The sequence below is a fragment of the Paenibacillus sp. GCM10027630 genome, assembly GCF_042676305.1.
In the GTDB taxonomy this organism is placed as follows: domain Bacteria; phylum Bacillota; class Bacilli; order Paenibacillales; family NBRC-103111; genus Paenibacillus_S.
In genome coordinates this window covers 199,916-223,938 of the sequence record NZ_JBHTGY010000055.1, presented here as the reverse complement: position 1 = coordinate 223,938, position 24,023 = coordinate 199,916, and the positions used below count along the sequence as shown (strand labels likewise).

Sequence of the window (24,023 nt, the reverse complement as noted above, 5' to 3'; positions counted from 1 at the left end):
CTACCAGTGGGGATTAAAAAAGATGACCCCTGATGAATACAGAAGTCATCTTCTTTCAGCCTAGTAGCTTTTTATTACGTGTCCATAAATTGGGTCACAGTTCAAACGGAAAGAGGGCTGCTTTTTTATTAGATAAATGAACGAGAAACAATTACCAACAAAATGAAAAGTACAAGAATCACACCAGTAGATGTAAAAAATCCACCGCAGCTACAGCTACCTACACCACCAATTCCTCCAACTCCAAGTCCCATGGTTTCAGCCTCCTTTCGTTAACATTCTGTATATTATGAACACATAGTTTTTAGAGATTGGACTTATTCAAAACTTAGGCATCGGTAGAGGGGATAAGTCGTTCCAAATTGGATGGATTTTCATAAAATGTAGTGTGGACCATTCTCCAAGTAATTCCACATCCCATAGTTCTCCTTCTAAATAGATGGTTGCATTTATTGCACCGTCTATTGTTATTAAGGCTAAGGAAAATTTTCCTGATCATAACAACAAAAAAGCCCTCTTTCCTTCTGATGGATCATTTGTCAAAAAATCAGTTGTATTAATGTTTTGATGTTTCTTTGTCAGGCTTGCATTTAACATCATTCCGTTGAATATCAATAATTTTGTATCAATATTTAATGAGGAGTGATTTTTCATGATAACATTAAAAAAAATGCTTCTATCCATGTTGATTACATGGACATTGATGCTAACTTTTAGTGTGATTCCCGCTGCTGCAGCAACAACTGGCAAGACCGAAGTTGATCTTAACTACGATGTTTATATGAAGTTAGAAGGCATTGAAGGTGAAGCAACAGCTGAAAAATTTGAAAAGTGGATTGTCCTCTCTGGTATTCATTTTGAAGTTTCTAATACCTCATCAAACTCAAACGGAGGTGGTGGTGCTTCTGGAAAACCCACGGTCAAAGAGTTTATGGTCATTAAACAATTCGATTCCTCATCAGTACCTTTATTTCTGAATACTTTAACCAGCAAACATATGAAAAATGGAAAAATTGTATTCGTATCTCGTGGTGAATCCCCCACTCCTTTATTAACTATAGAATTAAGTGATGTGGTTGTATCCAACTATGACTTTAACAATACAAATGAAACCATTAGTTTGGAGTTTAATAAGATCCAGTTAAGTTACTCTACAATTGATGAAAAGGGCAACAAAACTCCTCTAATTAACGGCGGTTTTGATTTCAAACAGAATAAAGTGCAATAATAAAAGAATAATCCCTGCCTTTTTGAAGGTTTGGGATTATTTTTATTATTTTTAAGTGATTCCGAGTTCCCCCAGGATCAGTCTCTTAGCGTTAGTTCAACTAAACTTTCGCACACAACTGCTTTGGACAAACCTGCTTCAGTCCATCCTATTTACCCCAATCACAACCTTTGCATTTTTCCGGCTGCTTAGATGACTTTTTTCAACTATTCTCTTTAATTCCTCCCGACTCCATTCCCTGTTACATAATGAGTGATAACATCTGTAAGTGTGACTCCGTAGGAGCCCCAGACTCTACGTTAACAGCTTGGCCTCTTCTTGGCTCGTTTCCACGATGACACAAACGATTTCGTTTTGGCCTGCTTCGCCGGCAACCCTCTAGCGCTTCTTACCTTTGATGAGTGTCATGTCCAATCAATCCAGGATCGACTACAACACATCATGCTTTCAAACACTTTCGACCAACGATTCATAAATATGATCGACCATTACATTTGTATTCCAACCGTTGGTTTGAGTTAGATGTGTGGCAATGATTCTATTTCATAATTCATTTCTTTGTCATAAGTTGGATTTTCTTCAAAACTTAGAAGACGGAAAAAAACATTGCTGTTTTCATATTTATAAAGTAACTTTAACAAGTAACATAGAAGAAATTATATAAAAATGGGGTCGAAATTATTGAAAATCATTAAATTTTTGTTTCTTGCAATGTGTGGCAGTGTGCTTTATTACTTATTTCTCGGGGGATCGTTCATTGGTCTTTATAATCGATTAATGCAACTTATCCTCGTGTAATTAGCAAACACCAGAATGCTGTGCTCATATAAATATAAATAGAGGAAATGAGCACAGTACTTTCAAATCGACTGTCCGATCGACCTTGGGAAAAAGAAAAGCACCGGTTAAGGTGCTTAATAATATTCTTAAAAAGTAACTAGTAAGATTCGCTGATACATTCGATGTCGTTTTCGATTTATATTTTCTGTTATTTCTCCTTAATGTCGTCATTAAATTATGAAACATATCGCAATGTATTCTAATTTCACCATTAATCAATCCCATATAACAAAAGTTCCTGATGCATTATTTATTCGAGAGCCGACAAAAAAAATCAAATTCCAATCTGATAAATCACTAGTACTGAATAAAGTTCTAGTGTACCATCATTGCTTTTACTGTTTTTATCTAAACAAACAGCACTGCTGTATTTAATATCAATAATCTCGCCTCCATTTAATTCTAAGTCATCCAAAAATTCATTTAATTCATTCTCGAGTAGTCCTTCTTGATAATGTGCAAGTAACCTAGCTTTGGTTTTCAAACGTGACACCTCCGTGATTTAATAATTATTTATACGCAAAGAAAAACAGCCTATTCCAATAGAACAAGCTGATATTTTTCGCATCTTAAATTTCATAATTGGGGCTATGATATAAAGTCATCCGTTGTGCCATAGATCTTATAAATTATTTTGGTTCCAAAATCCCTTTTTCGATAAATTAATCGTCCTTCCCCTTGGTATATCACTAATATTTGTGCTAAGTTCATCGAAATTTTTCTGAATTTCATCTACTACCTGTTTTTGCTCAGCTTTCATCATAGTGTAAAAAATTAAAGAAAAAAATCAATGAAAGAGCGCATTATAAAAATGGAACCTTCAAGCTCGCAAGGATCATCCATTTCTTTCGTTTTGAACGGATTTGGCTTGTTTTTTATGTTAAAATATGGAGTATCATGCAAGAAACGGAGTTGAATTATGGATGACATCCGAAAAAGGGCATATAAAGCACTGAACTATCAAGCCTTATTAGATATAAAGAACAGTGGCAGTTTCAACGAGGACAGCTTTTATAGAATTTATCGAATTGCACATGCATTCCATAATCTTGCAGAACATATAGTTCAAGATTTTGAAGGATTCGATGAGGAAATCTTCTGGAGCACAATAGACCCATTGGAAATTCAGTTTGGGATGTATCACTACAGAAAACTTTTTGATGACGCCTTCAATAATTGTTGATAACTCTGCATCACTAAGACCATTTCTAACGTAACGGCTTAAAGAGGAGTTGGAGATGTTTAGTCTTAAAAGTAAAAAGGTGAATGAAAAGAACAAATAATACTGCAGAAAGCGGAACCGATAAACGTATGGTTCCGTTTCTTTTGTTATTTAATTAACTTAAGGATAATCCAATAGTTTTATGTACATGAGTTAACCCGATGGGGATAGATTCCATTTTTTCGCAAAATAAAGGTAAATAGTGGAAGGAATATGGAACTATTAGTACGAATATACTCCAGTGAAGAAATAGAGTTAGGTAAGATAAAGATATTAATTCTCAAATTATTTATATGGAACGGGGAAGGAGCAGCTTTAATGAGTCAATCTAAAAATTTGTATATCTGTCCAGTATGTAAAATGAAAAATGAAGAAAGTCAAAAATATTGTACTGGTTGCGGTACATGGTTACTAAGTGAAACCTTCCCAGCTCAAAAACATAAGGTAAATAAAAATATAGAAAGACTTTACATATGTGCTTTCTGTGATACAGCTAATGAACCCGGGAGAAACGCATGTAAAAAATGCTTTAAACCTCTATTTAGCACGGAGTATGAAACCAAAGAAATTAAAATCACAACGAAAAGTAAAATGGCTTAAAGTGGTATATCTTACTACCGCCATTCCGTTTGCATTATTTGCAGTATTAATAGTTCTAACTCAGAACGACAAAATAAATTTACTCGGCAGCCTAACCTTAATATTCGGGCTTACCGGAATCGGGATCACTTTAATTACTACATTAATACTCCTGATATCTGGAAAGTTTGGAGTAAACAAAAAAAATTGGGGAGTCTTCCTTCTTACGAGCGTATTCTGTATAATTGCTGGTTTTGTTAATGGGGCGATAAACCAAATGAACACCTCTGTGGCGGTCACAACAACACAGCCCGCTAGAGTGGAATCTGCAGCAGTATCCGCACTTAAAATGGAGCAACAAGTGGCGTCCACGCCAGCTGAGGAAAAACCAAAAACATCTATTACAAAAACTGAATTTGATAAGCTTGAATCCGGAATGACATACGAGCAAGTGACCGAAATATTGGGAACACCTGGAGAAGTAAAGTCGGAAGTCGGTTTTAAAGGAGACAAGTTTCACCAAATTATCTATGGATACAAAGGAGAAGGTTCTGGCTCATCTTTTGCTCAATTAACCTTCCAAGCAAACAAATTAAATTCCAAAATGCAAGTTGGTTTGAAATAATTAACCAAATCTATTAAGCGGGACTATAATGCTCCCATAGCTTGAGACATGGGAGGGGAAAAAATAAATTATAACAAGAGCATGGAGAAACGGAAGCGATATACCTCAGAGTTTAAGACGAAGGTTGTGCTGGAGGTCCTCCGGGAGGAGCAGAACGTGAACGAAATAGCTGCTAAGTACGAAATGAGTCCGGTTATGGTTAGCCGGTGGAAAGCTGAATTTCTTGAGCGTGCTTCCTTGGTCTTTGAAAAGAAGACCGGTGAAGCTGACAAACTGAAAAAGGAGTACTTAACTTATTCCTTAAAATTTCGTGTCTTGACAATGGGGAGCATTATAGACTTCCATCAACAGTAGTAGCCCTGTTGTTCTTATAGTCCATTAATTAAATACAACAAACAGAAAAAAGCCCTCAATCCCGAAAGATAGAGGGCTAGCTTTTGTTAGATACATGAACGTAATACAATAACAAGAAGAATGAACAGTACAAGAATTACTCCCGTGCTAGTCCAAAGACCTACGCCTGCACAACTTGCCCCCATAGATAACTGCCTCCTTCCATTTGGCCTACAACATATTATGTATATTGCAGATTTACTGATTGGACACTTTAAAATAATAGGCCCTTTGCAAGCAAGACATTTCGTTCCCTATTGAGATATGGAGCAATGTTTCAACTTCCAACTTAGATATCCACTGAATAGAAGAGCGCCTTTATTGCACCCTTACTAGTTTTCAAATAAGCACAGGAATAATTCCCCGTCCTACAATGCCTGATTTATATCTTGAAGTGGAATGAGTTTATAATCTACTTAATAACATTAATATTTAATCGTATTAATTTTTAGGATATCATTCGAAAGTACTTATATCTATTATCCAATCTGTTGAGTTAATGAAGTCTTTTAAATGGACGTCCAACAATTCTATCAGAACATGAATGAAATTGATCTATTAACTCATCCATAATATTACATATATTTCGCCGAAATGATATAATAGGCCTGCATTCTTCGTTATAGTAGCTAGCTTGCCCCAAATACTAAGGGTAGATGGCTCAGTAAGGGAAGCCAAGTACTGCCAGAAAAAGTCCTATACAAAATGAGGTATTAATCATGACATCGACAATAATAGAAAGTCTAATGGGAAGTCTCTTTTTAATAATGGGAGTTGTTTCACTTGTCCCAGCTATCATCTTGTTAATATTGAGAGTGAACCTATTTAAGTATTTTTTCCTGGCATCAGGAGTTGGTTTTTATTATTTTTTAATTATCTTGTTAGTAGTCCCCTATATCCCACCATTTGGATCTATGTCCACAGAAGAATCGAGGGAAACCTCCAAAGCTTTAGTAGAAGCGAATATCAATGCCCTATCAACAGATAAAGCTAAAAAGGAAACCGATTTGAAAATCAAAGCCGAAGAAGCTGCCAAAAAGAAAGCAATGGATGAAGAAGCTGCTAAAAAGGCTGCGGCTGAGAAAGCGAAAACTGAATTTGAAATGAACGAGACCATAGCTGCTGCAGACAGGAATTTTTAGATAGAAGGGATTAGAAGAGAGCCTGCAAACTTTAAAGATGCCTCTAAGGGATTAGAATATATCTATGTTACCGTTTCAACTGAAAATAATGGCGACAAAAAAATCATTTATAACCCTAGTCATTTTAGGATGGTACAAGAACCCAACTTTCTTATTAGCAGCAAGCTACACACGTATAAAGAACTGAGTCCTGGCGAAAAAATCACTGATGAAATCCAATTTTCTCAGAAAATTAATGAAACAAATATACAGTTAAAATGCGATTTCGAACCATTTACATCATTTAACAAAATTTATTTAATTCATTTGCAGTGAGTACCATAATGAATCCGGGTCTGCTCCTGATAGGGTATTGCTCTAGGAGACATGGAACATGGTGGCGTATCTACTCCAGTTACTGCTCAGATCCCTACTAGTTCATCGGTCTCCACCGTGGAAGCTCTTGTTCCCGACTTTGAATAACGCGCAAAGCCCCAGGCTGCACTTCAATATATCCGGTTTCAACTAGCTTCTTAATGCAAGAACGTACTTGGTGTCGGGGGCGAACAGAGAGCCGGCAAATGTGCTCTAAATCAGGACGAGACCAATTATTCTGGTACAAGTTCCAAAGGATGCGCAATATTTTTCTTTCAGTATCCTGCATCATGCAAATCCACCCTGATTACATCTGAAAATTGAAATACTTCCCACGAAGGTCCAGACTCGACTTTTATAAGAGCATATCGCGGATCTATACTTGTTACAATTCCAAATATAGTCCGGTTTCCACTATCTCTAAACAACGTAATTGAAGCCTCCAGATTTTGCGATTTCGAGACCTTTAATCTCCTGAATAATTCTTGCTGCTCCTCGTCTGTTAACGCTGGTTTAGTCAATTTCATTTTTTTCTTCTGTCCATAAACTCTATTGATCCGATTCTTATGTTCCGGTAACATCATTCCACTACACTCCCATATACTGTTTTCTTCTAGATTTGTTCTCATTGTTCACTCGCTATCTGATAATGAAATATCCCAATACTGGCTACCCTTTTGAACAATGGCTGCTCTGACCTTCTTCCATTGAATCAAAAGATTGTGATCATAGCCACGGCATATGAATTGAGCCTGTACGCCATCTTTGGCGCGAATTTCTTCTAAAATCTTGATGTCTCGTTTTTTTAACTCTACCCTAAGCTCCATCAATTCCGAGTGGACACTTTCATGCGCATTGCTGAGACTCAGGGCATAAAGAACATTCAGCTTCAAGTTAGCTTGTTTAATTTTCTGAATATCACTTTGAAGCACATCAAGCATGATCGATAAAATAAGCTCCATTTTAACTAATAGAAGCTCACCGGGAGTAACTAATTGCGCTGGATTGGTTTGAATGTATTTGTTCATCTTATCTGTCACGAACATCGCCTCCGCTCAAAAGAGAACATATGTTTGTATATTATCCAGAATAACGAACATTTAATCTAATTTCAATAGTAATTTTTAAGTATGAGCAAAAAAAATCCCCACCAGCCTAAGCTAGTAAGGGATACATCTACTTCTTTAACTTTCATTACGTAATTTTCGCTTGGATGCTGCAACCTTCTCTGTTTTTTTATCCGCTATTTCAGATACTGCAAGTAAGCCCATTGATAATCCAAACATGATGCAGACCATTAGTATACCTAGAAGTATGTAGTTATTGATCTCTAAATAAATCATGAGAGGAATGGAGATCATTAGGCAGCAATACAAAGCTACTCCAATATGGTTTGCCGTCTTCCTTGTCATTATAAGCCCTCCACTAAATCGAGTTCTTATATTTTATTCAGAAATGCAACTATTAGACGTGTCAGGTTATATCTAAATGAAACTTCATTACTCGGACTCTTTCGCTGGATACTCTGCTTTTAATGCGTCTAGGCTATCGAATCTTGGTGTCTCGAACATGAATTTAGCCGGTGCTTTCTCCGTTCGGTCTTTGAGAATATGTCCGTAATATTTTCCATTCTTCTCAAATACACACATAGTGCGTCCTGCTTCGTTTAATAATGGATACCGTTCGATCATGCCGCTGCACCCCCATTGAGTTCTAATTAAATTCTATCATATGGGATCTATTTGCAAAAGAAAAAAGCCTATGGATTACTTCGGAGTAGATTCGAAAAATTACCGGTAGTTACATATGTTGGTTTATGGGCGTTTCAATTATCATTTCTCTGTCACGGTTATTGACTCCATGAATACTTTTTCAGACGGATGGCTTAATTCTCCGGTATTATTAGCCTTTTCAACCTTTGTATCGGCAATTTTTAATACCGTATCCATGCCAGCTGTAACTTTGCCAAAAATCGTATAGTTCGGGTATTGATCCAGACTCTTGCTGTCTTCCCCCGTACAAATAAAAAACTGACTACCGTTTGTATTAGGACCTGCATTGGCCATTGCAACAATACCCGGTTCGTATTTATACGTTGAGCTCAATTCATCTTCGAATTTATATCCGGGACCTCCAGTACCATTACCATTAGGATCACCTGTTTGAACCATAAAGGACTTAATAATTCTATGGAATACAATATCGTTATAAAATCCTTCCTTTGACAGAAAGACAAAATTATTGACGGTTTTTGGTGCCGTGTTTGCAAATAGCTCAATTGTGATATCACCTTTATTGGTCTTGACAAGAGCTTGATAAGACTTATTCGAATCAATAATCATTGCTGGAGGACTTGTGTATTTCTTCTCGATAACTACTTCTTTTGCACTTTCACTTTTGGTTATCTCCATCTTCTGCTCCACTACATTACTATTGTGCGTTACTGAGCTATTATCGCCTGTACTAATAAAGTGCAAAGAAGTGGCAAGAATCAATAAAATCCCTATAATACTTGTCCCCATTGTTGTCTCTCCTTATGATTTAACTACTTACAAATTTGAGGGCATTGGCTGCTACACTATTAAAATAATTTCCCGGGCAACCGCAAAAAGTGACGAAATCTCTTAAATATTGTTATATTGTAACATAATTGAATTTCGATTGTATCTCAGATGTGCTACACTTCTGAAATATTTTGATTTCCCTCTCTTATTTCCTCTCTAACATATAATTCGATTAAAAGACCCCTTGAATTTATTTGATTTATATCCACAGATAAAATCTGTTATTTCATTGTATATACTACCATAATTTTACTTTCTATTGTTGAAAAATATCGGTGAGCGCTTGGCCCTCTTCGGACCATCATTCCGCATAAATTCCTGCAAACCTGCAGTTATTTTTTATAGTATGGTAGCATTCGAGAAAAATAAAGGTTAAAGTGCAGTAATTTTCATTCAATGCGGTCAGTTTAAGCTAAGCATGAAAAAAGAGATGCACATTTGCATGTATTTAAGATTACTACGATAAAGCGGCCAAAAGGATGTATGAATGCAGGTTTTTTGGGGAACCAATGGCTTCGAATCCAATCATATCTTGTGCGCTGCCAGGCCGATTATCCTTAAAAAGGGGAAATAAATAGGGCTCTGTCTTCCCTTTTATTCCATTAATACTTTGACTACTATAGGATTGATGGAACAACATTAGATAGAAGGATGTGGGAGCGCAGTGGAAATTTTATTAGCAACATGGAATCGCCAAAAGCTTGCTTGGATGGCAAACGGTCTGCAAGGGGTTGGCCTTCCGATTCATATACTGCGAGACGGCGAGATACCCGAGGCGGAGGAGTCCGGTAAAACTTGCGAGGAAAATGCGCTGCTAAAGGTTAGGGAGGTCCGGGCAGCTAAAGAAGCGAAAATGTCCGCTGCTCTTAGAGCCTCTTCTTCCCTGCCAACATTATCGGAAAATAAGGCTACATCTGACACCATTATCGTTGGGGAGGACTCCGGCTTATTCATTGATGCATTAGATGGATTTCCAGGCGTACGCACCGCCCGGTTTGCTGCGGGAACCGATAATGATCGAAGCCAAATTATACTTGAGCGTATGCTCGGTCTGAAAGAGGGCCAACGAAAGGCCTGTTTCGTGAGTGCAGTCGCAGTCCAATTCCCGGATGACCAGGAGGATGTTTATCGGGGTGAGTTCCATGGGGAAATTTCTTTTGCTCCGATGGGAACATTGGGTGAAGGTTATGCTCGTATATTTCAATTGTTGAATGGACAAACACTGGCCAGTCTTAACCCTGCACAGTGGGAAGGCCGAGATCATCGCCGCCAAGCTTTGTCATTAGCCTCAGCGGGAATACTTAAATGGTTGGAACCCCGCTAATAAAAAACTAGCGGGGTACGTAGAAATTCCCTGACAAAACAAAAAACCTCAATCCCGAAGGAAAGCGGGCTGATGTTCATTAGATAAAGGCACGAGAAACGATAACAAGCAAGATGAAAAGTACGAGAATCACACCCGTAGAAGTAAACACACCTGCACAGCTACAGCTGCCTGCTCCAACTCCCAATCCCATAGTTTCTTCCTCCTTCCGCTCTAGCTGCTGTAGTTTATGAACCAATGAAGCCATGCGATTGGACTGTTTTAATATATAGGCATTTACCAAGGGTAATAAGTCGTTCCAAATTTGATAGATTATCATACGATGTGGTATGGATCAGCCGCCAATTGGTCCATTATTTCCCCATAGATCCTTCTGGATAGACGGTTGCAGATATTGCGCCGTCTATTGTGCGTGGGAATGGATCAGCAATTTCTACTAACTTAAACTTCTATCTTCCGGTCTATACGGCCATCCAACACAGTATTTAAAAAGGCCAGCTCGGAAGCTGTCAGCGTCCTGTCTACTATTTTTTGCATCCAGTTCCAGTCCAGTTGATCGGCATTATACGCTTTCCCCATCACTTGGTGCAGCATATCCCACTGCCATTGTTCTAGTTTCATTGGCATATTCGTTTCATCCTCCTCAACTATAGCATTTGCTAAAAGGTCATATGGCGCCAAACTGTTATTTTCAATGATACTGATTAACTTCGATGCATAGTTCGCATCAGTCGCGTAGCCTGCCGTCTGCAAAGCTTTGGCGGCCCCTACATAGTCTAACTCTGAGCATCGATCAAAAAATCCAGCCTTAGTATAACGACTGTTTTGCACAAGAAACTTGCTATGATCGGTTACACTGCCTTCCCAACTGGAGTAAACACGAAAACCATCCTTAATCGTAACGAATGCTCCGTTGATATATTCTTGCGTAGTAAGCTCTTGCCCCGTACCTTTAATGCCAAACAGGTTATTGCCAGGAGCAATTGTCCCCCATGCTGATTCTAATGCTGCTTGAGCTATCGTAATAGATGTCAGGATACCTGTGCGCTTTTGATCATCCACTGCCAGAGGAGTAAGTATTTCAATAAAAGATTTTTTATCCACAGCATTCCCTCCGTTCTCTTATATCTTATTCAGAATGGGACTTGCCCGAATCATGTAATTGTCCCTGTAGCTTAGACGATTTATTATGGATCTGACTTTTCAGTACTGATAAAAACATTTATCCATACACTTATACATTTTACACATAAGTAGTTATAAACAATATGCAATTCTGTTATATGCGTTTGTATGTTATATTTGTGTTGTCACAAAACATTCAAATAATTCATTTCTACTCGGAAGGTGATTTAATGAATACCGATCTTGTTGTATTGGGTTTTATCATTTTACTTTCAACCATCCTCTATCTTCCAGGCAAATTGATATTAAAAAAGAAAAAGGACTCTAAGATCATAAACATTGAAGACTATAAAAAGAGCAAGATAAACAAGGAGCTCCCTTAGCTTTTACATAATAAAAAATGCTCTCATAGTCGATTCAACCATACTCCACTTGCTGCGTGGAAATTGATCGAAATAGTGCAAATAATTATCGAATTTCTAATATTTCTATGGTAATCTGAAATTGACATATAGGGAGTTGAAATGAGGGAATAAGAGGATGGTTTTATTGTTTCTTTTTCTTGCTTCTTTATCTGTATACGTTTGCTATCGCTACTATGAGACCGTTGAAGTGGTTTTATTTTTGCTTGGATTTTACTCCAGTATCTTTTGGTTGGTCGTTGCTGCCAAGTGGATAACCGGTTAGTTAAATATAGATTGCTTTACGAAGTCCTCTGCGAATAGAGGGCTTATTTTATTTCATTGGCAAACGAAAAATCGACTGTTACTTCAGAAAACGAGAACAGATGTTACGAAAAATTTATTATTTCATGTCTGTTTGCCGATATATGTAGAGACAGATAATTGAGCAACAAATTGAAAGGCGGCTGAGAACGTACATGGACATTGAGAAACCTATTGTAACTAATGAGCGTTATGTAACGACTATTGAAATACTGGAAAAGTACGGCGCCAGAACCACACATTTAGAAATACTGATAGAACTAGGAAAAGTACCCTCTGTAAAAGATTATATAGATTTATTCAGGGAAAAGCTGGGCGTTGAAACAGAGATTAAGGATATTAATACTATGCCTCACTTTGATAAGCAGAGGTATTATTTGATGGATTTCAGAGTTCTGGAAGGGGCAACTCAAGAACTGCGAGGAATTAGAGTATTACGTACAAGCAAGGACTTTACCTATACACCGGTAACTAAAATATAGATTTTTCAAAATCTATTAAAACAGCCCTCGATTCCATTCAAAAAGGAAAGAGGGCTTGTATCTTGTATCCGGCTATTCTCAGAGCTAATCTCTTGGACTATCAACTTTCATAATATCCATAAAAGGCACCTTCGTCAGTTCTTCGTTACGTTGAATATGTACCTTGCCGGTGCGCGAGTCTAAATTGGTAATCCACCCTCTCACTGGCTCCTCCCATCCCCAAACCGTTAGCTGAACCTCTGAATTCTCATTTTTGGCCTCAGTCAGCTGATTACCAATCTCCTCTAGCACAAACTCGTCTCGCGTCGGGCGCTTTGCTACTTTTGCCTTTGCCATATCGATCTCTCCCCTTATCCCTTTGTTCTGTAAGCTTGCCATTCGTTCCTAAATAATCCGCTGATATAATGTTAATGCATAGTAAATTAAATAATTTCCAACAAGACAGAACGAGGCAACAAAAAACCCCGGAATCATCCCCCGAGGCTTCCTACTCTATCATACCAAAACCTATCACAAAAGGGCTAATTATTTACCTTCTCCTTTATCTTTCAGTTGCTCCAAAAATTGGGTGATAATTCTAGGCAATGGTACACCAAGCACCCCGAGATTCTCAACTACCGACAACCCTTCTCTGCCAGCATAAAAATAAAGCACAAGGGTTCGAAATACGGGCGTCTGACCGCCAACAAACTCATCTAGCAATACGGATAATGCAATGACTCCCAAGACAATCGCCTTACGAATGCCACCCCAGAACATAATCTCACTATTTACCGTCTTTGTTTTGATCGCTCCTAGCAAGCCACTTATGTAATCAGCCACCATGAGGTAGACCATTACTTTAAGGGCGATATCCCATCCCCCCAGAAATTGCGTTGTAATGATACCAATAAGCGAAACCGCAGACCCTATCAATGTCTCCGTTCTTTTATCGCCTATTGCCGCTGAAACTAGTAATGGCACAAGTTTGCTAGCTTCCATAAAGTAGCATCAACCTCCCTTTGTACAAACTATGTAAAAGGGTTCCATTTGGTTTGGTTATGCTCCTAATTTGAATAAATGGACGGCAGTTTTTTGTAGAAATGTGCAAATTTTCCTCCATACTTTAATAAAGAAAAAGACCCCTAATTGGAGTCTTTATTCAAAGCTAAACCGGATTTACAAGACACACTATGTACACAGCATCAGCCTATTGTGATTTTACCTTCCGGGTATCGGTACAAATCTTTTTTATGTTTGGGTAAGAGAGAAAATGCTAAAGTCAACAGTCCTATCCGCCCGGTAAACATTAGTAAAATAATAATGATTTTACCTGTGAAAGTTAAATGCTGCGTTAATCCCATACTCAGTCCTACTGTACCAAATGCAGAAGCGGTTTCGAACAAAATCATTAGAAAATCCTGCCCCTGTAGAGCGGATAATATCATAGTAAAGGTAACGACAATAAAAACAGCAATTACAGTTAAGGTTACAGCCTTATAAATATCCTTTTGAGGGAGCCTGTGACGAAACATAACCACATCTTCTTTACCTCGAATCATTGATAGCAAAGCCCCTACCAAAACCGCAAAGGTTGTTAGCTTAATCCCTCCTCCAGTTGATCCCGGTGCCGCACCTATAAACATCATAATAATCATTAGGAATTGTGTTGCCTCGTGTAAATTCGCTATATCAATAGTATTAACACCCGCTGAGCGTAAGGTGATAGATTGAAATAATGATGCAACTATTTTCGTAGTCCAACTATGGTTTCCGAGTGTATTCGTGTTGGCATATTCAAATATAAATATACAGACTGCGCTGATCGCGGTCAGTATGGCCGTCGTAACTAAAACTACTTTAGAATGTATGGACAGCTTTCTTGTTTTGGGAAAATCCATAATATCTGAAATGACAATGAAGCCTATTCCTCCTAGCAAGACGAGCGCCATGGACACTATATTAATAAAATAATCATCGATATAAGGGGTTAAGTTCGTAAAGCCACCCATCAGCTCAAAACCTGCATTATTAAAGATAGACACCGAGTGAAAGATAGAGAAATAAACGGCTTTTCCCAGTGGCATTTCCTGCGACCAACGGATTAGAAATAAGACAGCGGCAATACTTTCTATCGTTAAGGAATAAATAAGAACCTTGCGTATAAGGCGAACGATACCCTCCATCGTATTTTGATTTAAAGTCTCGGTCAGAATTAACCGGTCGCTTAGTGAAACCTGTTTTTTCAAAGCTATGGCAAACCAGGTTGCAACGGTCATAAACCCAACCCCGCCAGCTTGAATCAATAATAATAAAATAATTTGTCCGAATACGGAAAAATGAGTGCCTGTATCCACAACAATTAGGCCAGTTACACAGAGTGCAGAGGTGGCTGTAAATAAAGCGTCGATAAATGATATTGTATTTCCGCTTTTGAGAGAGATCGGCAAATACAAGAGAAAGGTACCCAAGCAGATAATCAATGCAAACCCGCCCGATAACACACGAGAAGGAGTCAGCTTAATAAATTTTGATAAACGCAACTTCAAGCACCCCAATTATTTTATTTCGATTGCGCCCATTGTTCACATATTAATTTGATACATTAAGATGATGCTCAAATAAACCAAATTCTATTATACAATATAAAAGGAATGTTATACAGCGAGTATATACGAATCAACACTCCTTGAAGGTGAACACCTTATTAACGTTGGGCCAAGCCCGGTATAGATGCATTTTTTACTCAACAAAAAAACTGCCTGGATATTCCCGGGCAGCTTGTAAAGCCTATTTCAACTTTTGCTTATTTCTCAATAGCACCTTCAAAAACAACCTCACTCAGTGGAAGTCGGCCATTAGGCAGCTCACGAGCTTGAAGCGCTTCAGACAGTTGGCTCTTGTCACCATGATAACCGACCGCAATAACGGCATGCAGTTCATACTCATCCGGCACATTTAGCAGCTGGCGTGCTTTTACACGGTCAAACCCACCCATTGCATGAGTCACAAGCCCAAGAATGGTTGCTTGCAAAGCCAGGGAACCCCATGCTGTTCCGCTGTCGAATGCATGTGCTACATTAGCGTCCCCGTTACCTCTTAGCTTGTTGGATGCTACTACTATTAGTACGGGTGCTTTAGATGCCCACGCCAGATTAAATTCGTTAATGAATTGATGGAAGAGATCCAGATGCTCTTGCGTTTTGGCAACAATAAATCTCCAAGGCTGGTCGTTCGAAGCTGATGGAGCCCAGTGAGCGGCCTCTAGAATGGTGTTAAGGTCTTCATCGCTCACTTTGCGATCGGAATAAGCGCGAGGTGACCAACGATTCAAAAACAAAGGGCTAACCGGAAAATCAGACTTACGATTATTTTCTACCTCTGAAGCCAGTTCAGTAAGAATGGAAACATTGTTACTCATCAATAAATACCACCTTTCACATCGGAATTAACTTACTTAAAAATAGCACATAAATGATTGTTTAGCAACCATAATTTGTTACTTCCCTCTTTACAATAATTAGGATTTGCATCACAATTGGACTATGGGAATCATCCATAATATACCAAATCGGGAGTGATCCAATTGTCCAAAAAAATTCTTCTCATTACCGGTGATGCAGTAGAAGCTCTGGAAGTATATTACCCATATTTTCGAGTTTTAGAAGAAGGCTACGAAGCTGTAATTGCATCTCCTAAGAAAAAGGTATTGAAAACTGTCGTTCACGACTTTGAAGGATGGGATACTTATACAGAAAAACCGGGATATCAATTGGAATCCCACTTATCCTTTGAAGAAGTCGATCCTGCGGAATATGACGGTCTTATTATACCCGGCGGCCGTGCTCCTGAGTACATTCGGTTGGATCCAAGCATACCTCGAATCTTGACCCACTTTTTCGAAACTAATAAGCCTGTTGGTGCTATATGCCATGCTGTTCTTGTACTTAGTGCATTGAAAAATAATACTTATTTCGAAGGACGCACGCTAACCGCCTATACGGCTTGTCGCCCTGATGTAGAGCAGCTGGGCGCGACCTATGCGGCAGATACACTGCATGTAGACGGAAATATTGTATCTGGACACGCTTGGCCGGATTTGCCAGGATTCATGAGGGAATTTCTTGCGCTAGTCAAGAAATAATAGCATTAAGCAGCCGGCCAAGGTTTGCCGGCTGTTTTCATTTAACAGCATAAAAAACTTCCCTAGGTTCCTATAAAACAGAAGCCGGGAAGTTCTCATTAATTATACGAAATTCATAAAAACAGGTGCTCTCAGCATTCCATGACGGGTAAGCCCTCGATACATAACCCTACCTTTAATACCAGGCTGGAAATATACAAAACGGTCATTTTCGGACGTCACCCATTTTTTGCTGATGGCATAAAAGGCAATTTCCTGCATTGGATTTACACCCTGCTTAATAATGCCTGCTGGACGCTTATTTCCATTCTCCTCCGTTTGTATAAGCCATCCTAGCTCATCCTTGCAGTAGCCTATAATATCAACCTCCGCATAGCGGGTGTTAATTATTTTCAACCAATCATGCGAGCTTCGCGAAACATAAAGACTGTCTTTACGTTTGGCTACTATCCCCTCCATCGATTTCTCCACTACCGTATGAAATAGATCATTTCCTTTATCTTCAGTCTGCGGCACAAGATGAAAATATTCGTTTGGGATCAATTTAGACTCCAAAATAGAGCGTCGTTTCATTAGCGGCAAAGTACGCAAATCTCTGCCTCTATAGAAAAGCACGTCCCACACCACAAAATGTACAGGCCTTTGACTAGCATAGGACTGAATTCTATGTTTACTTTTTAGTTGTAATCGTTCCATTACCAATTCATAGTCAGATTCACCCGTATCCGGATCTATACAGCACACTTCACCATCAAGCACTATATCCCCATCTACAGGCACATTTAAAAGCTCGGGATACTGCCTTGTACATTCTTTTTGGCCGCGCGTGAACAAACGCGTTTCATGCGCGTTAGCAGACAGTATAACCCGATGCCCATCGAGTTTAGGTTCATAAACGAAAGCCGAATCCGAGAATGGCTCATCTATTGATTCCAGCAGCATCGGTGCGATAAACATTGGCATCACCCAATTTCATTGTAACATGGACTTCGCTATGAATAATTAGGGAAAACATGGGGATGATATGTTTACTTTCAAATATAACCAGGAGGTGCTTTTCATGGCAACAGGTCAATCCAGAAACAGTAATCAAATTGTGGTTCAACAAGCTGCATCGGCTTTAGAAAAATTGAAATATGAGGTGGCTCAAGAGCTGGGCATTCAAATTCCTCAAGACGGTTATTATGGTTATATGGCAACCCGGGATACAGGAGCCATAGGTGGACATATGGTTCGCCGTTTGGTACAAATAGCTGAGCAGCAGTTAAGTAATGGAAACCGGTTCTAAGTAAAATGGGTTACATTCAAAAGCAAAAAAACAGGCTTGGTCTTCTAATCTGACCTTCGCCTGTTTTTTGTTATCTGTTTATTACCAGCCTCTATTTATAGGTGAATCCTGCAGTTCCGAGCGAACCTGTAAAAACTTGTAGAACGTAGTGGCAGCTTGTGCACGGGTAATTTGCTCGCTAGGCTTAAACTTACCACCTTCAAGCGGCATAATAGTCAATCCGTTAAGTATGGAAATGGCCCCTTTGTTCTTTACCCCTTCCAAATCAGTTGCGCTTGCCGCAAAAAGTCCTTCCACTTGAGCCAATTTACGGTAACCAAGAGCTCTAACAATAAGGTCAGCCATCTCCGATTTAGTTAACGTTGCATCCGGCTTGAAAGTATCCGAGTTACGGTCTATCAAATTGAGATCGATCGCATTTTCAATATAAGCGAAATATTTATTATCTTTGGCAACGTCACTGAAGCTCGCAGTTCGTTCAGCATATGCTCCTGCTGCCATTGGGTAATACCCTCCATTAACAGACGCCAGCAGCATTTTAACCATTTCCCCACGAGTGATCAACCCATCAGGCTGAACTTTCCCGTCCACCACATCAAGCGCTTGATAATCAATCATTAGCCTTAATGCTTCTTCAGCCGGGTGGCCTGTGATATCGGTTGGTGCAGAAACCGGCTTAATTACTTGAATCGTCTCTCTATTCTTCCACTCACCTGTTGTCGCATCCAGGAATGAAGGCTCTCTGAATTGAACCTTTGACTTCAAATTATAGACAAGCTTCGTTTCAGGCTTTTGTGGCGCCTCTTCGGACGGCTTGATTTCACCTGCAGCAACCATCAGGTTATATTTATCCATGGCCATAGTTGAGCCATAATAAGGGACACCCATGCCACCCTTCATGAAAGTTATATATTGCAATTCAACCTCATATTGGGAGAGCAGTATCTTCTTGGCGTCGTCATCTGAAATTACCTTAGGTTTTTCAGACGGATACGGTATCGAAGTTATATTGCTATAGAAATCCTGTATATCGCCTGTTTTGCGATCCAGATTGATATTAACGGATTCATACTCTGTGTACACTCCGTTAACGATACGGCGGAAACTATAATTAAAATTAGGCATGTATTGCATCTTTTCAACGGGTATATCATAGATTTGTGGCTCCAGATACAGCTCGTGTGCATAAGCCGGAAGCAGCTTTTGAATATACGTGGCTGCCTTCTCCTTCAATTGATCATAGCTTAGACCGCTTGTATCCTGAGCAGCAGTTGCATCTGCTGAGGCTATCCTGTAATTATATTTGGAATAACGCAACACGGCGCCTGTATTACTGTCTACCGTTGCATGGATAGACGGATTATCCTTCTCTTTTCCCGTAGACCAGCTGAGATCCCACTGAATGGAAGTGCTGCCAGTGCGCGGATCGTTATTTTCTTGATACGATGCGTTTTCCAGCTTGGCATCTGCAGGGAGCGGGAGAAGCTTGGATACTCGTTCTATAGCCTGTTCCTTAGTCAGCTTGAGCGGTTGCTTCGGAAATTCCTCCAATTGTTTATCACTTGCAGCAATGGACGCCGGACGAGCGCTCCTCGGTGCTCCGGTGTACAGAAGCGCTTCGCCGCTTTGTGCATCAATCATGAACGGTTCCATTTGATAAGAAATCAGAGGGGTTGCTTTTCCGGTCGGCGTGTTTGGAAATATGTATTGCAGGCGCGATTCGGCAAGCTTCTTAAACTGTTCGTTAGCTTGTTCAGTAGTGAGCTTATTTTCCGTTGCTTTAAAAGTGAGCTGAGAATCCCATTGCATATTATAAGAAATGATTTGACCTTCTCCATCTACAGTCACAGAGATTGAATTTTGCGGAAACACAACCCCATTCACAACTCTAACATACTGGAATGGATACTGAGCTGAGCCGGTTAGAGGCTTGCGATAGCCTTGTTCGAACTGGTCATAATATTTAAGTTGGTCCTTTTCAGTTGGATTTGTCTTCGCAATGTAATCTAAGGCAATTTGTTTGGCATGCTCCAGATCAACCTTGGGAGGAAATACAGGCTTTTTATCAGGATCATAGTTATTGATATAATAAGAAATGAGTTGCCCAGTATCCGAATCAATTGAAACGTTAATGTTTCCATAATACCGCTTCTGATCCTGCTTATTGAAATTCATATTCCATGTTCCTCGACCGCTACCGCTACCGTAAGCATTATTATAACCGACTCCTTGCAGTGTAAAGCCGTCCGGAATCTTCACGTACTGTTTGGCAAGCTCGATAGCGCGTTCTCGATTAATTTTTGTGTCAACAGGAGCTTCCTCATTACCGATTGTTTTACCCATGCTTATGTCAGGCTGTACGGCCATTACATTAGCAGCTTCAGGCATCATAGCAGAAACCGGCGCTACAGAACCAAGCAGCATAATGCTAGTGATACTGGCAATTCCTAATTTTTTCATATTAATTACCGACCTCTTCCTGTGAAGGTTATTTGATGTTACCAGAAAAGCGGCTAATCCAGTACGAACGAAGCTCATCCGGTCAATTAGATGCTTTTCTTAATACATGTACTATAACGAACCTCATTTGGAAAAAGTTGCACTCGAACAGCCCTTAAAAAAGAAAAATTCTCAAACGCCGGAGCGAGTGAGAATTTGGGGTTGAAAAATTATTTGGCAGCAGCCTTGTAAGCTCCAGGCACCATTCCTGTCGAGATGGCTATACGGTTCCAGCAATTGATTGTGTTGATAGCCATAAGCAGTGTAACAAATTGTGTCTCGTCAAAATGCTCGCGGACTTTATCGTATATTTGCTGAGGCAAACCGGCATGAGATATTTGGGTCACTGCTTCTGTTAGCTCTAATACCGCTCTCTCCGCCTCCGTATAAAATGGAGCTTCACGCCAAGCATTCAGCATGTAAATGCGCTGTTCCGTCTCTCCCATTGCACGCCAATCCTTCGTATGCATATCAAGGCAATAGGCGCAGCCGTTAATTTGTGAAGCGCGGATTTTGATAAGCTCATATAAGGATGCATCGATACCGCTGCTTTGCATAAATCCCTCTAATTTCAACAAAGCTTGTAAAGCTCCTGGGTTGGCTTTTTGATAATTCAATCTTTCTTTCATAGTTAAATCTCCTCCACTGGATCATTATTTGTTTGTTACATATTCTTAGACCAGCGTCTGCACTTATTTGTGACATGTTCAAAAATATTTGTTTAACAAAATAACCTTATGCTTGTATAGCCCGCTTCAGCTTATCCGGATTAACGACAAAATAAATAGTTTGGATCGCAGAATGTTGGGGGGCAGCTCTAAAGCATATCGCTAATTGCGGATCACCATCTCGAACTAGCAGCAGACCGGGCTCGCCATTGATAGCAATCGGACGCAGCTCGCCACCAAATGAATTTTTGCCTTGAATCCCTTCCAAAAACGCTTGAATACGTTCCCTACCTGTAATTGGAAATATCGCTGCCCTTCGCTTCCCGCCTCCATCGCTAATAAGAACGGCCTCATCCGCAAGCAGATGCACAAAAGATGCAAAATCGCCTGTCCTTGATGCATGAAGAAAGCTGTTAACCAAATCCTTTTTATGGCTAATACTGTTTGAAGAAGATAGTGGATCTTCCATCTCTTGCTGTATTTTCGGTTTGACACGACTGTATATTTTACGGCAATTAGTTTCCGTTTTATCCAAAATATCCGCAATCTCGCTATATTCGTACAATAGCACCTCTCTGAGCAGAAACACAGCTCGCTCCACCGGATTTAGCTGCTGCAGCACAACAAGTAAAGCGTAAGATACCGTCTCCTCTTGGACCACCTGCTCCTCCGGGCTTGCAATAACCTCTCCGATATCCGGCTCAGGCAGCCAAGACCCTGGATACACTTCCCTTTGTTTACGTGAAGAGCTCAAAAGATTCAGACATCGGTTTGTCGTCATTTTGACCAGGTAAGCTTTCTGATGCTGAACCTCATCCAGTTGAACCCGCTCCAGCGAAACAAACACATCCTGAACTATATCCTCGGCATCCGTAAGTGAACCCAGCATGCGGTATGCTATTGAGATAAGCAGCAGCTTGTAATCCATGTACATCTTTGCCAATTTCATTGTTCGAACCTCTCCTTTAATAGCAAAGAAGCAGCCTCTCATTGGAGACCGCCCTCTGTCCTGCCTGCTTCGTAAGTATGTATCAATAGCTGATTAATGATGCCATAAGCACACCGGTAACAATACTAAGAATGAATGAAAACTGGCCTACCGCAAGGTTACCTTTTGGAATTTCTACCAGCACCTTAAACGGAGTCAGCAGCTCAAATAAATAAAATACAATGATTTGAAAGGCAATGCCAAGCAGCCCCCAGACGATCAAATCCAGCAGCCCGACAGAATGGTATACCGCTGAAGCAATTACTAGCACTTGCCCCAATATTTTGCCTCCCAGATCGTAGGCAGCTGCGCGGGCTGCTCCTACTTTGACAGGATCGGTTACATCGCTGCCCTCCTTGATCAATTTAAATTCGCTGTATGGCGTAGTGAACAGGAAAAAAAAGATGCCAATAGCTAGCAGCGGCACGGCCACCCCTAAATAAATTAAAAAATTAACAATGGAATCCAATTGCGTCACTGCATTTCCCCCTTGTTTTTTGGTGCATAACTATTACTTAAAACCTACAGGCAAATAATAGGATAAATTATTGGTGATGGGACCACCTACACGTGGAACAATAGCCGAAGCTCTGCCTCCAATGACAAAGCAGCCCCAGAGCAAGCTTCCTCGCGTGCTGCCTTTTAATGTCTCTATGTCAATCGTCGGCAGCTTCGTATATTGCTGATAGACCATTGGCTGTTGACTATACTCATCGGCATTGTTTAGATAAAGGGTTGATCCATCGGCGTTATAAATGGACACTCCGCTGCCTTCCCGCCCAAATATAGGCTTGACCACATAAGGAGAAGCTCCCATTCCCGCTCCCTCAAAACGATTTTCCAAATAAGTGGGAAGCATATGCGACTCGATAATTCGATGCTCCTCTGAGGAAAAAAAATGCCCTTCCTCATGCAAGCTCCATATTAAGGCCTGCAATGCTTTTGTTTGCGCCAGAAAGCCGGATGGAGGGTTGATAACGGCAAGCTTTCTTTCTGCAATCAGCTGCAGAACATGTTCACCTGTCGGGTAACCGTCTTCGTCATGTTCCTCTGCAAGCTTCTCAAGCGCATGCAATCGATATAGCACCTGGACAGGCTGCAGCTCTTCTATCTCGTCTATGACCCACAGCCGGTCGTCTAACACCCGCAGCTGTGACAAGGGAGCGAATCGTGCAGGGAGTCCGGAGCGCTCCAACAAATAACGAGTCGTACCCGCATCCTCGTCATGCCAATCCAATGCGCTGAAGCAAATCTGCTCTGTTGAATAACCTGCTTCTCGATATACGTTTATAGCTTTATCGAATGCCGTCCTTAACATGCTGTCACAGCCGGCATTCGGATCCTCCGCTCCGTAAGCAGCGCATACATGGCCGTTCACATGAAACGCTTCTACAATGCCAGTAGGAGTATCACTGTTGAACTCGAGCATCTTAATCTCCTGCCCGTTAACGGCAAAATCGAAACGGCCGACTAAAGTTGGCAGCATCTGCTCCAAGCTAAGTCTGACCGCGCCAAACGAAGCGCGAGGAAGCCCAAGCTGCTCTAATAGAGCATCATCGGACTGCTGTACGATCTGTACCGTACGTGCGTAAATCTGAGTAAGCCCTTCCGCAGCTTGAAGTATTCGACCGTGCAGCTCCCTATCGATTCGATAAAGATCCGCCAGAGCGTACTCATCTCCATACATGCAGTCCCAGTTAAAGATCCCTTCCTGCCGCAGCGGAGTATAGATGGCCTCTCGCCGATCCGCATAAGACATAGCTGCTGCGGACGCTTTACGGTGATGCTCCATGATATTCGCGTCCTCCTTTCAAGCTTTCCTTCTATTGCGGTACTCGACTAGCCAATATCCTT

Annotated in this window: 31 protein-coding genes; 11 read left to right on the top strand and 20 right to left on the bottom strand. The window is 40.3% G+C overall.

Features of this window, described 5'->3' with window-relative positions; all coding sequences use genetic code 11:
- Window positions 1-128 precede the first annotated feature (128 nt).
- Window positions 129-254 (bottom strand): YjcZ family sporulation protein, encoded by a 126-nt coding sequence (locus ACFQ0C_RS27220; RefSeq protein WP_258212469.1) that lies wholly within the window; start codon window positions 252-254, stop codon window positions 129-131.
- 398 nt (window positions 255-652) lie between these two features.
- On the opposite strand from ACFQ0C_RS27220, the gene ACFQ0C_RS27215 reads away from it, so the two are divergent.
- Entirely contained in the window at window positions 653-1,228 is a 576-nt protein-coding gene (locus tag ACFQ0C_RS27215; RefSeq protein WP_379371313.1) for an Hcp family type VI secretion system effector, read from the top strand.
- A 1,114-nt stretch (window positions 1,229-2,342) separates the two neighbouring features.
- On the opposite strand, the gene ACFQ0C_RS27210 is transcribed toward ACFQ0C_RS27215, so the two are convergent.
- On the bottom strand, window positions 2,343-2,552 hold the full coding sequence (locus ACFQ0C_RS27210) for a sporulation protein Cse60 (protein ID WP_258212474.1): 210 nt from the start codon (window positions 2,550-2,552) through the stop codon (window positions 2,343-2,345).
- A gap of 435 nt (window positions 2,553-2,987) precedes the next feature.
- On the opposite strand from ACFQ0C_RS27210, the gene ACFQ0C_RS27205 reads away from it, so the two are divergent.
- The 4 genes from ACFQ0C_RS27205 to ACFQ0C_RS27190 all read left to right on the top strand — a co-directional run bounded on the left by ACFQ0C_RS27205 (window position 2,988) and on the right by ACFQ0C_RS27190 (window position 4,848).
- On the top strand, window positions 2,988-3,251 hold the full coding sequence (locus tag ACFQ0C_RS27205; protein ID WP_379371311.1) for a hypothetical protein: 264 nt from the start codon (window positions 2,988-2,990) through the stop codon (window positions 3,249-3,251).
- A gap of 357 nt (window positions 3,252-3,608) precedes the next feature.
- Window positions 3,609-3,890, top strand: a complete 282-nt coding sequence (locus tag ACFQ0C_RS27200; protein ID WP_379371308.1) for a hypothetical protein — start codon at window positions 3,609-3,611, stop codon at window positions 3,888-3,890.
- Window positions 3,844-4,494: a DUF3862 domain-containing protein gene (locus ACFQ0C_RS27195; RefSeq protein WP_379371306.1), complete on the top strand. Its 651-nt coding sequence runs from the start codon at window positions 3,844-3,846 to the stop codon at window positions 4,492-4,494. Before ACFQ0C_RS27200 ends, ACFQ0C_RS27195 begins: the two co-directional genes overlap by 47 nt.
- A 48-nt stretch (window positions 4,495-4,542) precedes the next feature.
- On the top strand, window positions 4,543-4,848 hold the full coding sequence (locus tag ACFQ0C_RS27190; RefSeq protein ID WP_379371304.1) for a transposase: 306 nt from the start codon (window positions 4,543-4,545) through the stop codon (window positions 4,846-4,848).
- An 86-nt stretch (window positions 4,849-4,934) separates the two neighbouring features.
- Here the strand turns inward: ACFQ0C_RS27190 and ACFQ0C_RS27185 are convergent, their stop codons facing one another.
- Complete coding sequence (locus ACFQ0C_RS27185) at window positions 4,935-5,033, bottom strand: YjcZ family sporulation protein (RefSeq protein ID WP_379371302.1); 99 nt, start codon at window positions 5,031-5,033, stop codon at window positions 4,935-4,937.
- 573 nt (window positions 5,034-5,606) lie between these two features.
- Here ACFQ0C_RS27185 and ACFQ0C_RS27180 point away from each other — a divergent pair.
- Both ACFQ0C_RS27180 and ACFQ0C_RS27175 read left to right on the top strand, forming a co-directional pair.
- The gene (locus ACFQ0C_RS27180) at window positions 5,607-6,029 is read left to right on the top strand and encodes a hypothetical protein (protein WP_379371300.1); all 423 of its coding nucleotides are present in this window, start codon (window positions 5,607-5,609) and stop codon (window positions 6,027-6,029) included.
- Entirely contained in the window at window positions 6,030-6,344 is a 315-nt protein-coding gene (locus ACFQ0C_RS27175; RefSeq protein WP_379371329.1) for a DUF4352 domain-containing protein, read from the top strand. It begins immediately after the preceding gene.
- 314 nt (window positions 6,345-6,658) lie between these two features.
- Here ACFQ0C_RS27175 and ACFQ0C_RS27170 read toward each other — a convergent pair whose 3' ends face one another.
- The 5 genes from ACFQ0C_RS27170 to ACFQ0C_RS27150 all read right to left on the bottom strand — a co-directional run bounded on the left by ACFQ0C_RS27170 (window position 6,659) and on the right by ACFQ0C_RS27150 (window position 8,905).
- Window positions 6,659-6,967: a YolD-like family protein gene (locus ACFQ0C_RS27170; RefSeq protein ID WP_379371298.1), complete on the bottom strand. Its 309-nt coding sequence runs from the start codon at window positions 6,965-6,967 to the stop codon at window positions 6,659-6,661.
- Between the two features lie 48 nt (window positions 6,968-7,015).
- Window positions 7,016-7,423, bottom strand: a complete 408-nt coding sequence (locus ACFQ0C_RS27165; protein WP_379371296.1) for a YhjD family protein — start codon at window positions 7,421-7,423, stop codon at window positions 7,016-7,018.
- Window positions 7,424-7,567: 144 nt separating this feature from the next.
- Window positions 7,568-7,795 (bottom strand): hypothetical protein, encoded by a 228-nt coding sequence (locus ACFQ0C_RS27160; RefSeq protein ID WP_379371294.1) that lies wholly within the window; start codon window positions 7,793-7,795, stop codon window positions 7,568-7,570.
- An 87-nt stretch (window positions 7,796-7,882) separates the two neighbouring features.
- Entirely contained in the window at window positions 7,883-8,074 is a 192-nt protein-coding gene (locus ACFQ0C_RS27155) for a hypothetical protein (protein WP_258215231.1), read from the bottom strand.
- A gap of 141 nt (window positions 8,075-8,215) precedes the next feature.
- Window positions 8,216-8,905, bottom strand: coding sequence for a peptidylprolyl isomerase (locus ACFQ0C_RS27150; RefSeq protein WP_379371292.1), 690 nt, complete (start codon window positions 8,903-8,905; stop codon window positions 8,216-8,218).
- A 706-nt stretch (window positions 8,906-9,611) separates the two neighbouring features.
- On the opposite strand from ACFQ0C_RS27150, the gene ACFQ0C_RS27145 reads away from it, so the two are divergent.
- Window positions 9,612-10,271 carry a non-canonical purine NTP pyrophosphatase gene (locus tag ACFQ0C_RS27145; RefSeq protein ID WP_379371290.1) on the top strand — a complete coding sequence of 220 codons (660 nt, stop codon included), beginning with the start codon at window positions 9,612-9,614 and terminating at the stop codon, window positions 10,269-10,271.
- Between the two features lie 79 nt (window positions 10,272-10,350).
- Here the strand turns inward: ACFQ0C_RS27145 and ACFQ0C_RS27140 are convergent, their stop codons facing one another.
- Together ACFQ0C_RS27140 and ACFQ0C_RS27135 are read right to left on the bottom strand one after the other, a co-directional pair.
- Complete coding sequence (locus ACFQ0C_RS27140; protein WP_258215228.1) at window positions 10,351-10,464, bottom strand: YjcZ family sporulation protein; 114 nt, start codon at window positions 10,462-10,464, stop codon at window positions 10,351-10,353.
- 248 nt (window positions 10,465-10,712) lie between these two features.
- Complete coding sequence (locus tag ACFQ0C_RS27135; RefSeq protein ID WP_379371287.1) at window positions 10,713-11,375, bottom strand: glycoside hydrolase family 73 protein; 663 nt, start codon at window positions 11,373-11,375, stop codon at window positions 10,713-10,715.
- 901 nt (window positions 11,376-12,276) lie between these two features.
- Here ACFQ0C_RS27135 and ACFQ0C_RS27130 point away from each other — a divergent pair.
- Entirely contained in the window at window positions 12,277-12,603 is a 327-nt protein-coding gene (locus ACFQ0C_RS27130) for a hypothetical protein (RefSeq protein ID WP_379371285.1), read from the top strand.
- An 84-nt stretch (window positions 12,604-12,687) separates the two neighbouring features.
- Here ACFQ0C_RS27130 and ACFQ0C_RS27125 read toward each other — a convergent pair whose 3' ends face one another.
- From ACFQ0C_RS27125 to ACFQ0C_RS27110, 4 genes are all read right to left on the bottom strand, one after another.
- On the bottom strand, window positions 12,688-12,939 hold the full coding sequence (locus ACFQ0C_RS27125; RefSeq protein WP_258215225.1) for a YolD-like family protein: 252 nt from the start codon (window positions 12,937-12,939) through the stop codon (window positions 12,688-12,690).
- 189 nt (window positions 12,940-13,128) lie between these two features.
- Window positions 13,129-13,584, bottom strand: coding sequence for a phage holin family protein (locus ACFQ0C_RS27120; RefSeq protein ID WP_379371283.1), 456 nt, complete (start codon window positions 13,582-13,584; stop codon window positions 13,129-13,131).
- Window positions 13,585-13,787: 203 nt separating this feature from the next.
- Window positions 13,788-15,131 (bottom strand): TrkH family potassium uptake protein, encoded by a 1,344-nt coding sequence (locus ACFQ0C_RS27115; protein WP_379371281.1) that lies wholly within the window; start codon window positions 15,129-15,131, stop codon window positions 13,788-13,790.
- Window positions 15,132-15,388: 257 nt separating this feature from the next.
- Window positions 15,389-16,003, bottom strand: coding sequence for a nitroreductase family protein (locus ACFQ0C_RS27110; RefSeq protein WP_379371279.1), 615 nt, complete (start codon window positions 16,001-16,003; stop codon window positions 15,389-15,391).
- A gap of 165 nt (window positions 16,004-16,168) precedes the next feature.
- Here ACFQ0C_RS27110 and ACFQ0C_RS27105 point away from each other — a divergent pair, with 165 nt between their 5' ends.
- Window positions 16,169-16,726: a DJ-1/PfpI family protein gene (locus ACFQ0C_RS27105; RefSeq protein ID WP_258215221.1), complete on the top strand. Its 558-nt coding sequence runs from the start codon at window positions 16,169-16,171 to the stop codon at window positions 16,724-16,726.
- Between the two features lie 102 nt (window positions 16,727-16,828).
- On the opposite strand, the gene ACFQ0C_RS27100 is transcribed toward ACFQ0C_RS27105, so the two are convergent.
- Window positions 16,829-17,683 (bottom strand): ATP-dependent DNA ligase, encoded by an 855-nt coding sequence (locus tag ACFQ0C_RS27100; RefSeq protein ID WP_379371276.1) that lies wholly within the window; start codon window positions 17,681-17,683, stop codon window positions 16,829-16,831.
- Window positions 17,684-17,786: 103 nt separating this feature from the next.
- Between ACFQ0C_RS27100 and ACFQ0C_RS27095 the strand changes: the two genes are divergently transcribed.
- Complete coding sequence (locus ACFQ0C_RS27095) at window positions 17,787-18,014, top strand: alpha/beta-type small acid-soluble spore protein (protein WP_379371274.1); 228 nt, start codon at window positions 17,787-17,789, stop codon at window positions 18,012-18,014.
- Window positions 18,015-18,095: 81 nt separating this feature from the next.
- Here the strand turns inward: ACFQ0C_RS27095 and ACFQ0C_RS27090 are convergent, their stop codons facing one another.
- The 5 genes from ACFQ0C_RS27090 to ACFQ0C_RS27070 all read right to left on the bottom strand — a co-directional run bounded on the left by ACFQ0C_RS27090 (window position 18,096) and on the right by ACFQ0C_RS27070 (window position 23,961).
- Window positions 18,096-20,474: an S-layer homology domain-containing protein gene (locus ACFQ0C_RS27090; protein WP_379371272.1), complete on the bottom strand. Its 2,379-nt coding sequence runs from the start codon at window positions 20,472-20,474 to the stop codon at window positions 18,096-18,098.
- Between the two features lie 209 nt (window positions 20,475-20,683).
- Window positions 20,684-21,142, bottom strand: a complete 459-nt coding sequence (locus tag ACFQ0C_RS27085) for a carboxymuconolactone decarboxylase family protein (RefSeq protein ID WP_379371270.1) — start codon at window positions 21,140-21,142, stop codon at window positions 20,684-20,686.
- A gap of 106 nt (window positions 21,143-21,248) precedes the next feature.
- Entirely contained in the window at window positions 21,249-22,130 is an 882-nt protein-coding gene (locus tag ACFQ0C_RS27080; protein ID WP_379371268.1) for an RNA polymerase sigma-70 factor, read from the bottom strand.
- Between the two features lie 82 nt (window positions 22,131-22,212).
- Window positions 22,213-22,647 carry a DUF350 domain-containing protein gene (locus ACFQ0C_RS27075; protein WP_258215215.1) on the bottom strand — a complete coding sequence of 145 codons (435 nt, stop codon included), beginning with the start codon at window positions 22,645-22,647 and terminating at the stop codon, window positions 22,213-22,215.
- Between the two features lie 33 nt (window positions 22,648-22,680).
- Window positions 22,681-23,961: a glutathionylspermidine synthase family protein gene (locus ACFQ0C_RS27070; protein WP_379371265.1), complete on the bottom strand. Its 1,281-nt coding sequence runs from the start codon at window positions 23,959-23,961 to the stop codon at window positions 22,681-22,683.
- Window positions 23,962-24,023 lie beyond the last annotated feature (62 nt).

What these genes read in the sequence shown, in the direction of transcription:
- ACFQ0C_RS27220 (WP_258212469.1), bottom strand. Translation starts at nt 254, where the DNA reads ATGGGACTTGGAGTTGGAGGAATTGGTGGTGTAGGTAGCTGTAGCTGC.
- ACFQ0C_RS27215 (WP_379371313.1), top strand. Translation starts at nt 653, where the DNA reads ATGATAACATTAAAAAAAATGCTTCTATCCATGTTGATTACATGGACA.
- ACFQ0C_RS27205 (WP_379371311.1), top strand. Translation starts at nt 2,988, where the DNA reads ATGGATGACATCCGAAAAAGGGCATATAAAGCACTGAACTATCAAGCC.
- ACFQ0C_RS27200 (WP_379371308.1), top strand. Translation starts at nt 3,609, where the DNA reads ATGAGTCAATCTAAAAATTTGTATATCTGTCCAGTATGTAAAATGAAA.
- ACFQ0C_RS27195 (WP_379371306.1), top strand. Translation starts at nt 3,844, where the DNA reads ATGAAACCAAAGAAATTAAAATCACAACGAAAAGTAAAATGGCTTAAA.
- ACFQ0C_RS27190 (WP_379371304.1), top strand. Translation starts at nt 4,543, where the DNA reads ATGGGAGGGGAAAAAATAAATTATAACAAGAGCATGGAGAAACGGAAG.
- ACFQ0C_RS27185 (WP_379371302.1), bottom strand. Translation starts at nt 5,033, where the DNA reads ATGGGGGCAAGTTGTGCAGGCGTAGGTCTTTGGACTAGCACGGGAGTA.
- ACFQ0C_RS27180 (WP_379371300.1), top strand. Translation starts at nt 5,607, where the DNA reads ATGACATCGACAATAATAGAAAGTCTAATGGGAAGTCTCTTTTTAATA.
- ACFQ0C_RS27170 (WP_379371298.1), bottom strand. Translation starts at nt 6,967, where the DNA reads ATGATGTTACCGGAACATAAGAATCGGATCAATAGAGTTTATGGACAG.
- ACFQ0C_RS27160 (WP_379371294.1), bottom strand. Translation starts at nt 7,795, where the DNA reads ATGACAAGGAAGACGGCAAACCATATTGGAGTAGCTTTGTATTGCTGC.
- ACFQ0C_RS27155 (WP_258215231.1), bottom strand. Translation starts at nt 8,074, where the DNA reads ATGATCGAACGGTATCCATTATTAAACGAAGCAGGACGCACTATGTGT.
- ACFQ0C_RS27150 (WP_379371292.1), bottom strand. Translation starts at nt 8,905, where the DNA reads ATGGGGACAAGTATTATAGGGATTTTATTGATTCTTGCCACTTCTTTG.
- ACFQ0C_RS27140 (WP_258215228.1), bottom strand. Translation starts at nt 10,464, where the DNA reads ATGGGATTGGGAGTTGGAGCAGGCAGCTGTAGCTGTGCAGGTGTGTTT.
- ACFQ0C_RS27130 (WP_379371285.1), top strand. Translation starts at nt 12,277, where the DNA reads ATGGACATTGAGAAACCTATTGTAACTAATGAGCGTTATGTAACGACT.
- ACFQ0C_RS27125 (WP_258215225.1), bottom strand. Translation starts at nt 12,939, where the DNA reads ATGGCAAAGGCAAAAGTAGCAAAGCGCCCGACGCGAGACGAGTTTGTG.
- ACFQ0C_RS27120 (WP_379371283.1), bottom strand. Translation starts at nt 13,584, where the DNA reads ATGGAAGCTAGCAAACTTGTGCCATTACTAGTTTCAGCGGCAATAGGC.
- ACFQ0C_RS27110 (WP_379371279.1), bottom strand. Translation starts at nt 16,003, where the DNA reads ATGAGTAACAATGTTTCCATTCTTACTGAACTGGCTTCAGAGGTAGAA.
- ACFQ0C_RS27100 (WP_379371276.1), bottom strand. Translation starts at nt 17,683, where the DNA reads ATGTTTATCGCACCGATGCTGCTGGAATCAATAGATGAGCCATTCTCG.
- ACFQ0C_RS27095 (WP_379371274.1), top strand. Translation starts at nt 17,787, where the DNA reads ATGGCAACAGGTCAATCCAGAAACAGTAATCAAATTGTGGTTCAACAA.
- ACFQ0C_RS27090 (WP_379371272.1), bottom strand. Translation starts at nt 20,474, where the DNA reads ATGAAAAAATTAGGAATTGCCAGTATCACTAGCATTATGCTGCTTGGT.
- ACFQ0C_RS27085 (WP_379371270.1), bottom strand. Translation starts at nt 21,142, where the DNA reads ATGAAAGAAAGATTGAATTATCAAAAAGCCAACCCAGGAGCTTTACAA.
- ACFQ0C_RS27080 (WP_379371268.1), bottom strand. Translation starts at nt 22,130, where the DNA reads ATGAAATTGGCAAAGATGTACATGGATTACAAGCTGCTGCTTATCTCA.
- ACFQ0C_RS27070 (WP_379371265.1), bottom strand. Translation starts at nt 23,961, where the DNA reads ATGGAGCATCACCGTAAAGCGTCCGCAGCAGCTATGTCTTATGCGGAT.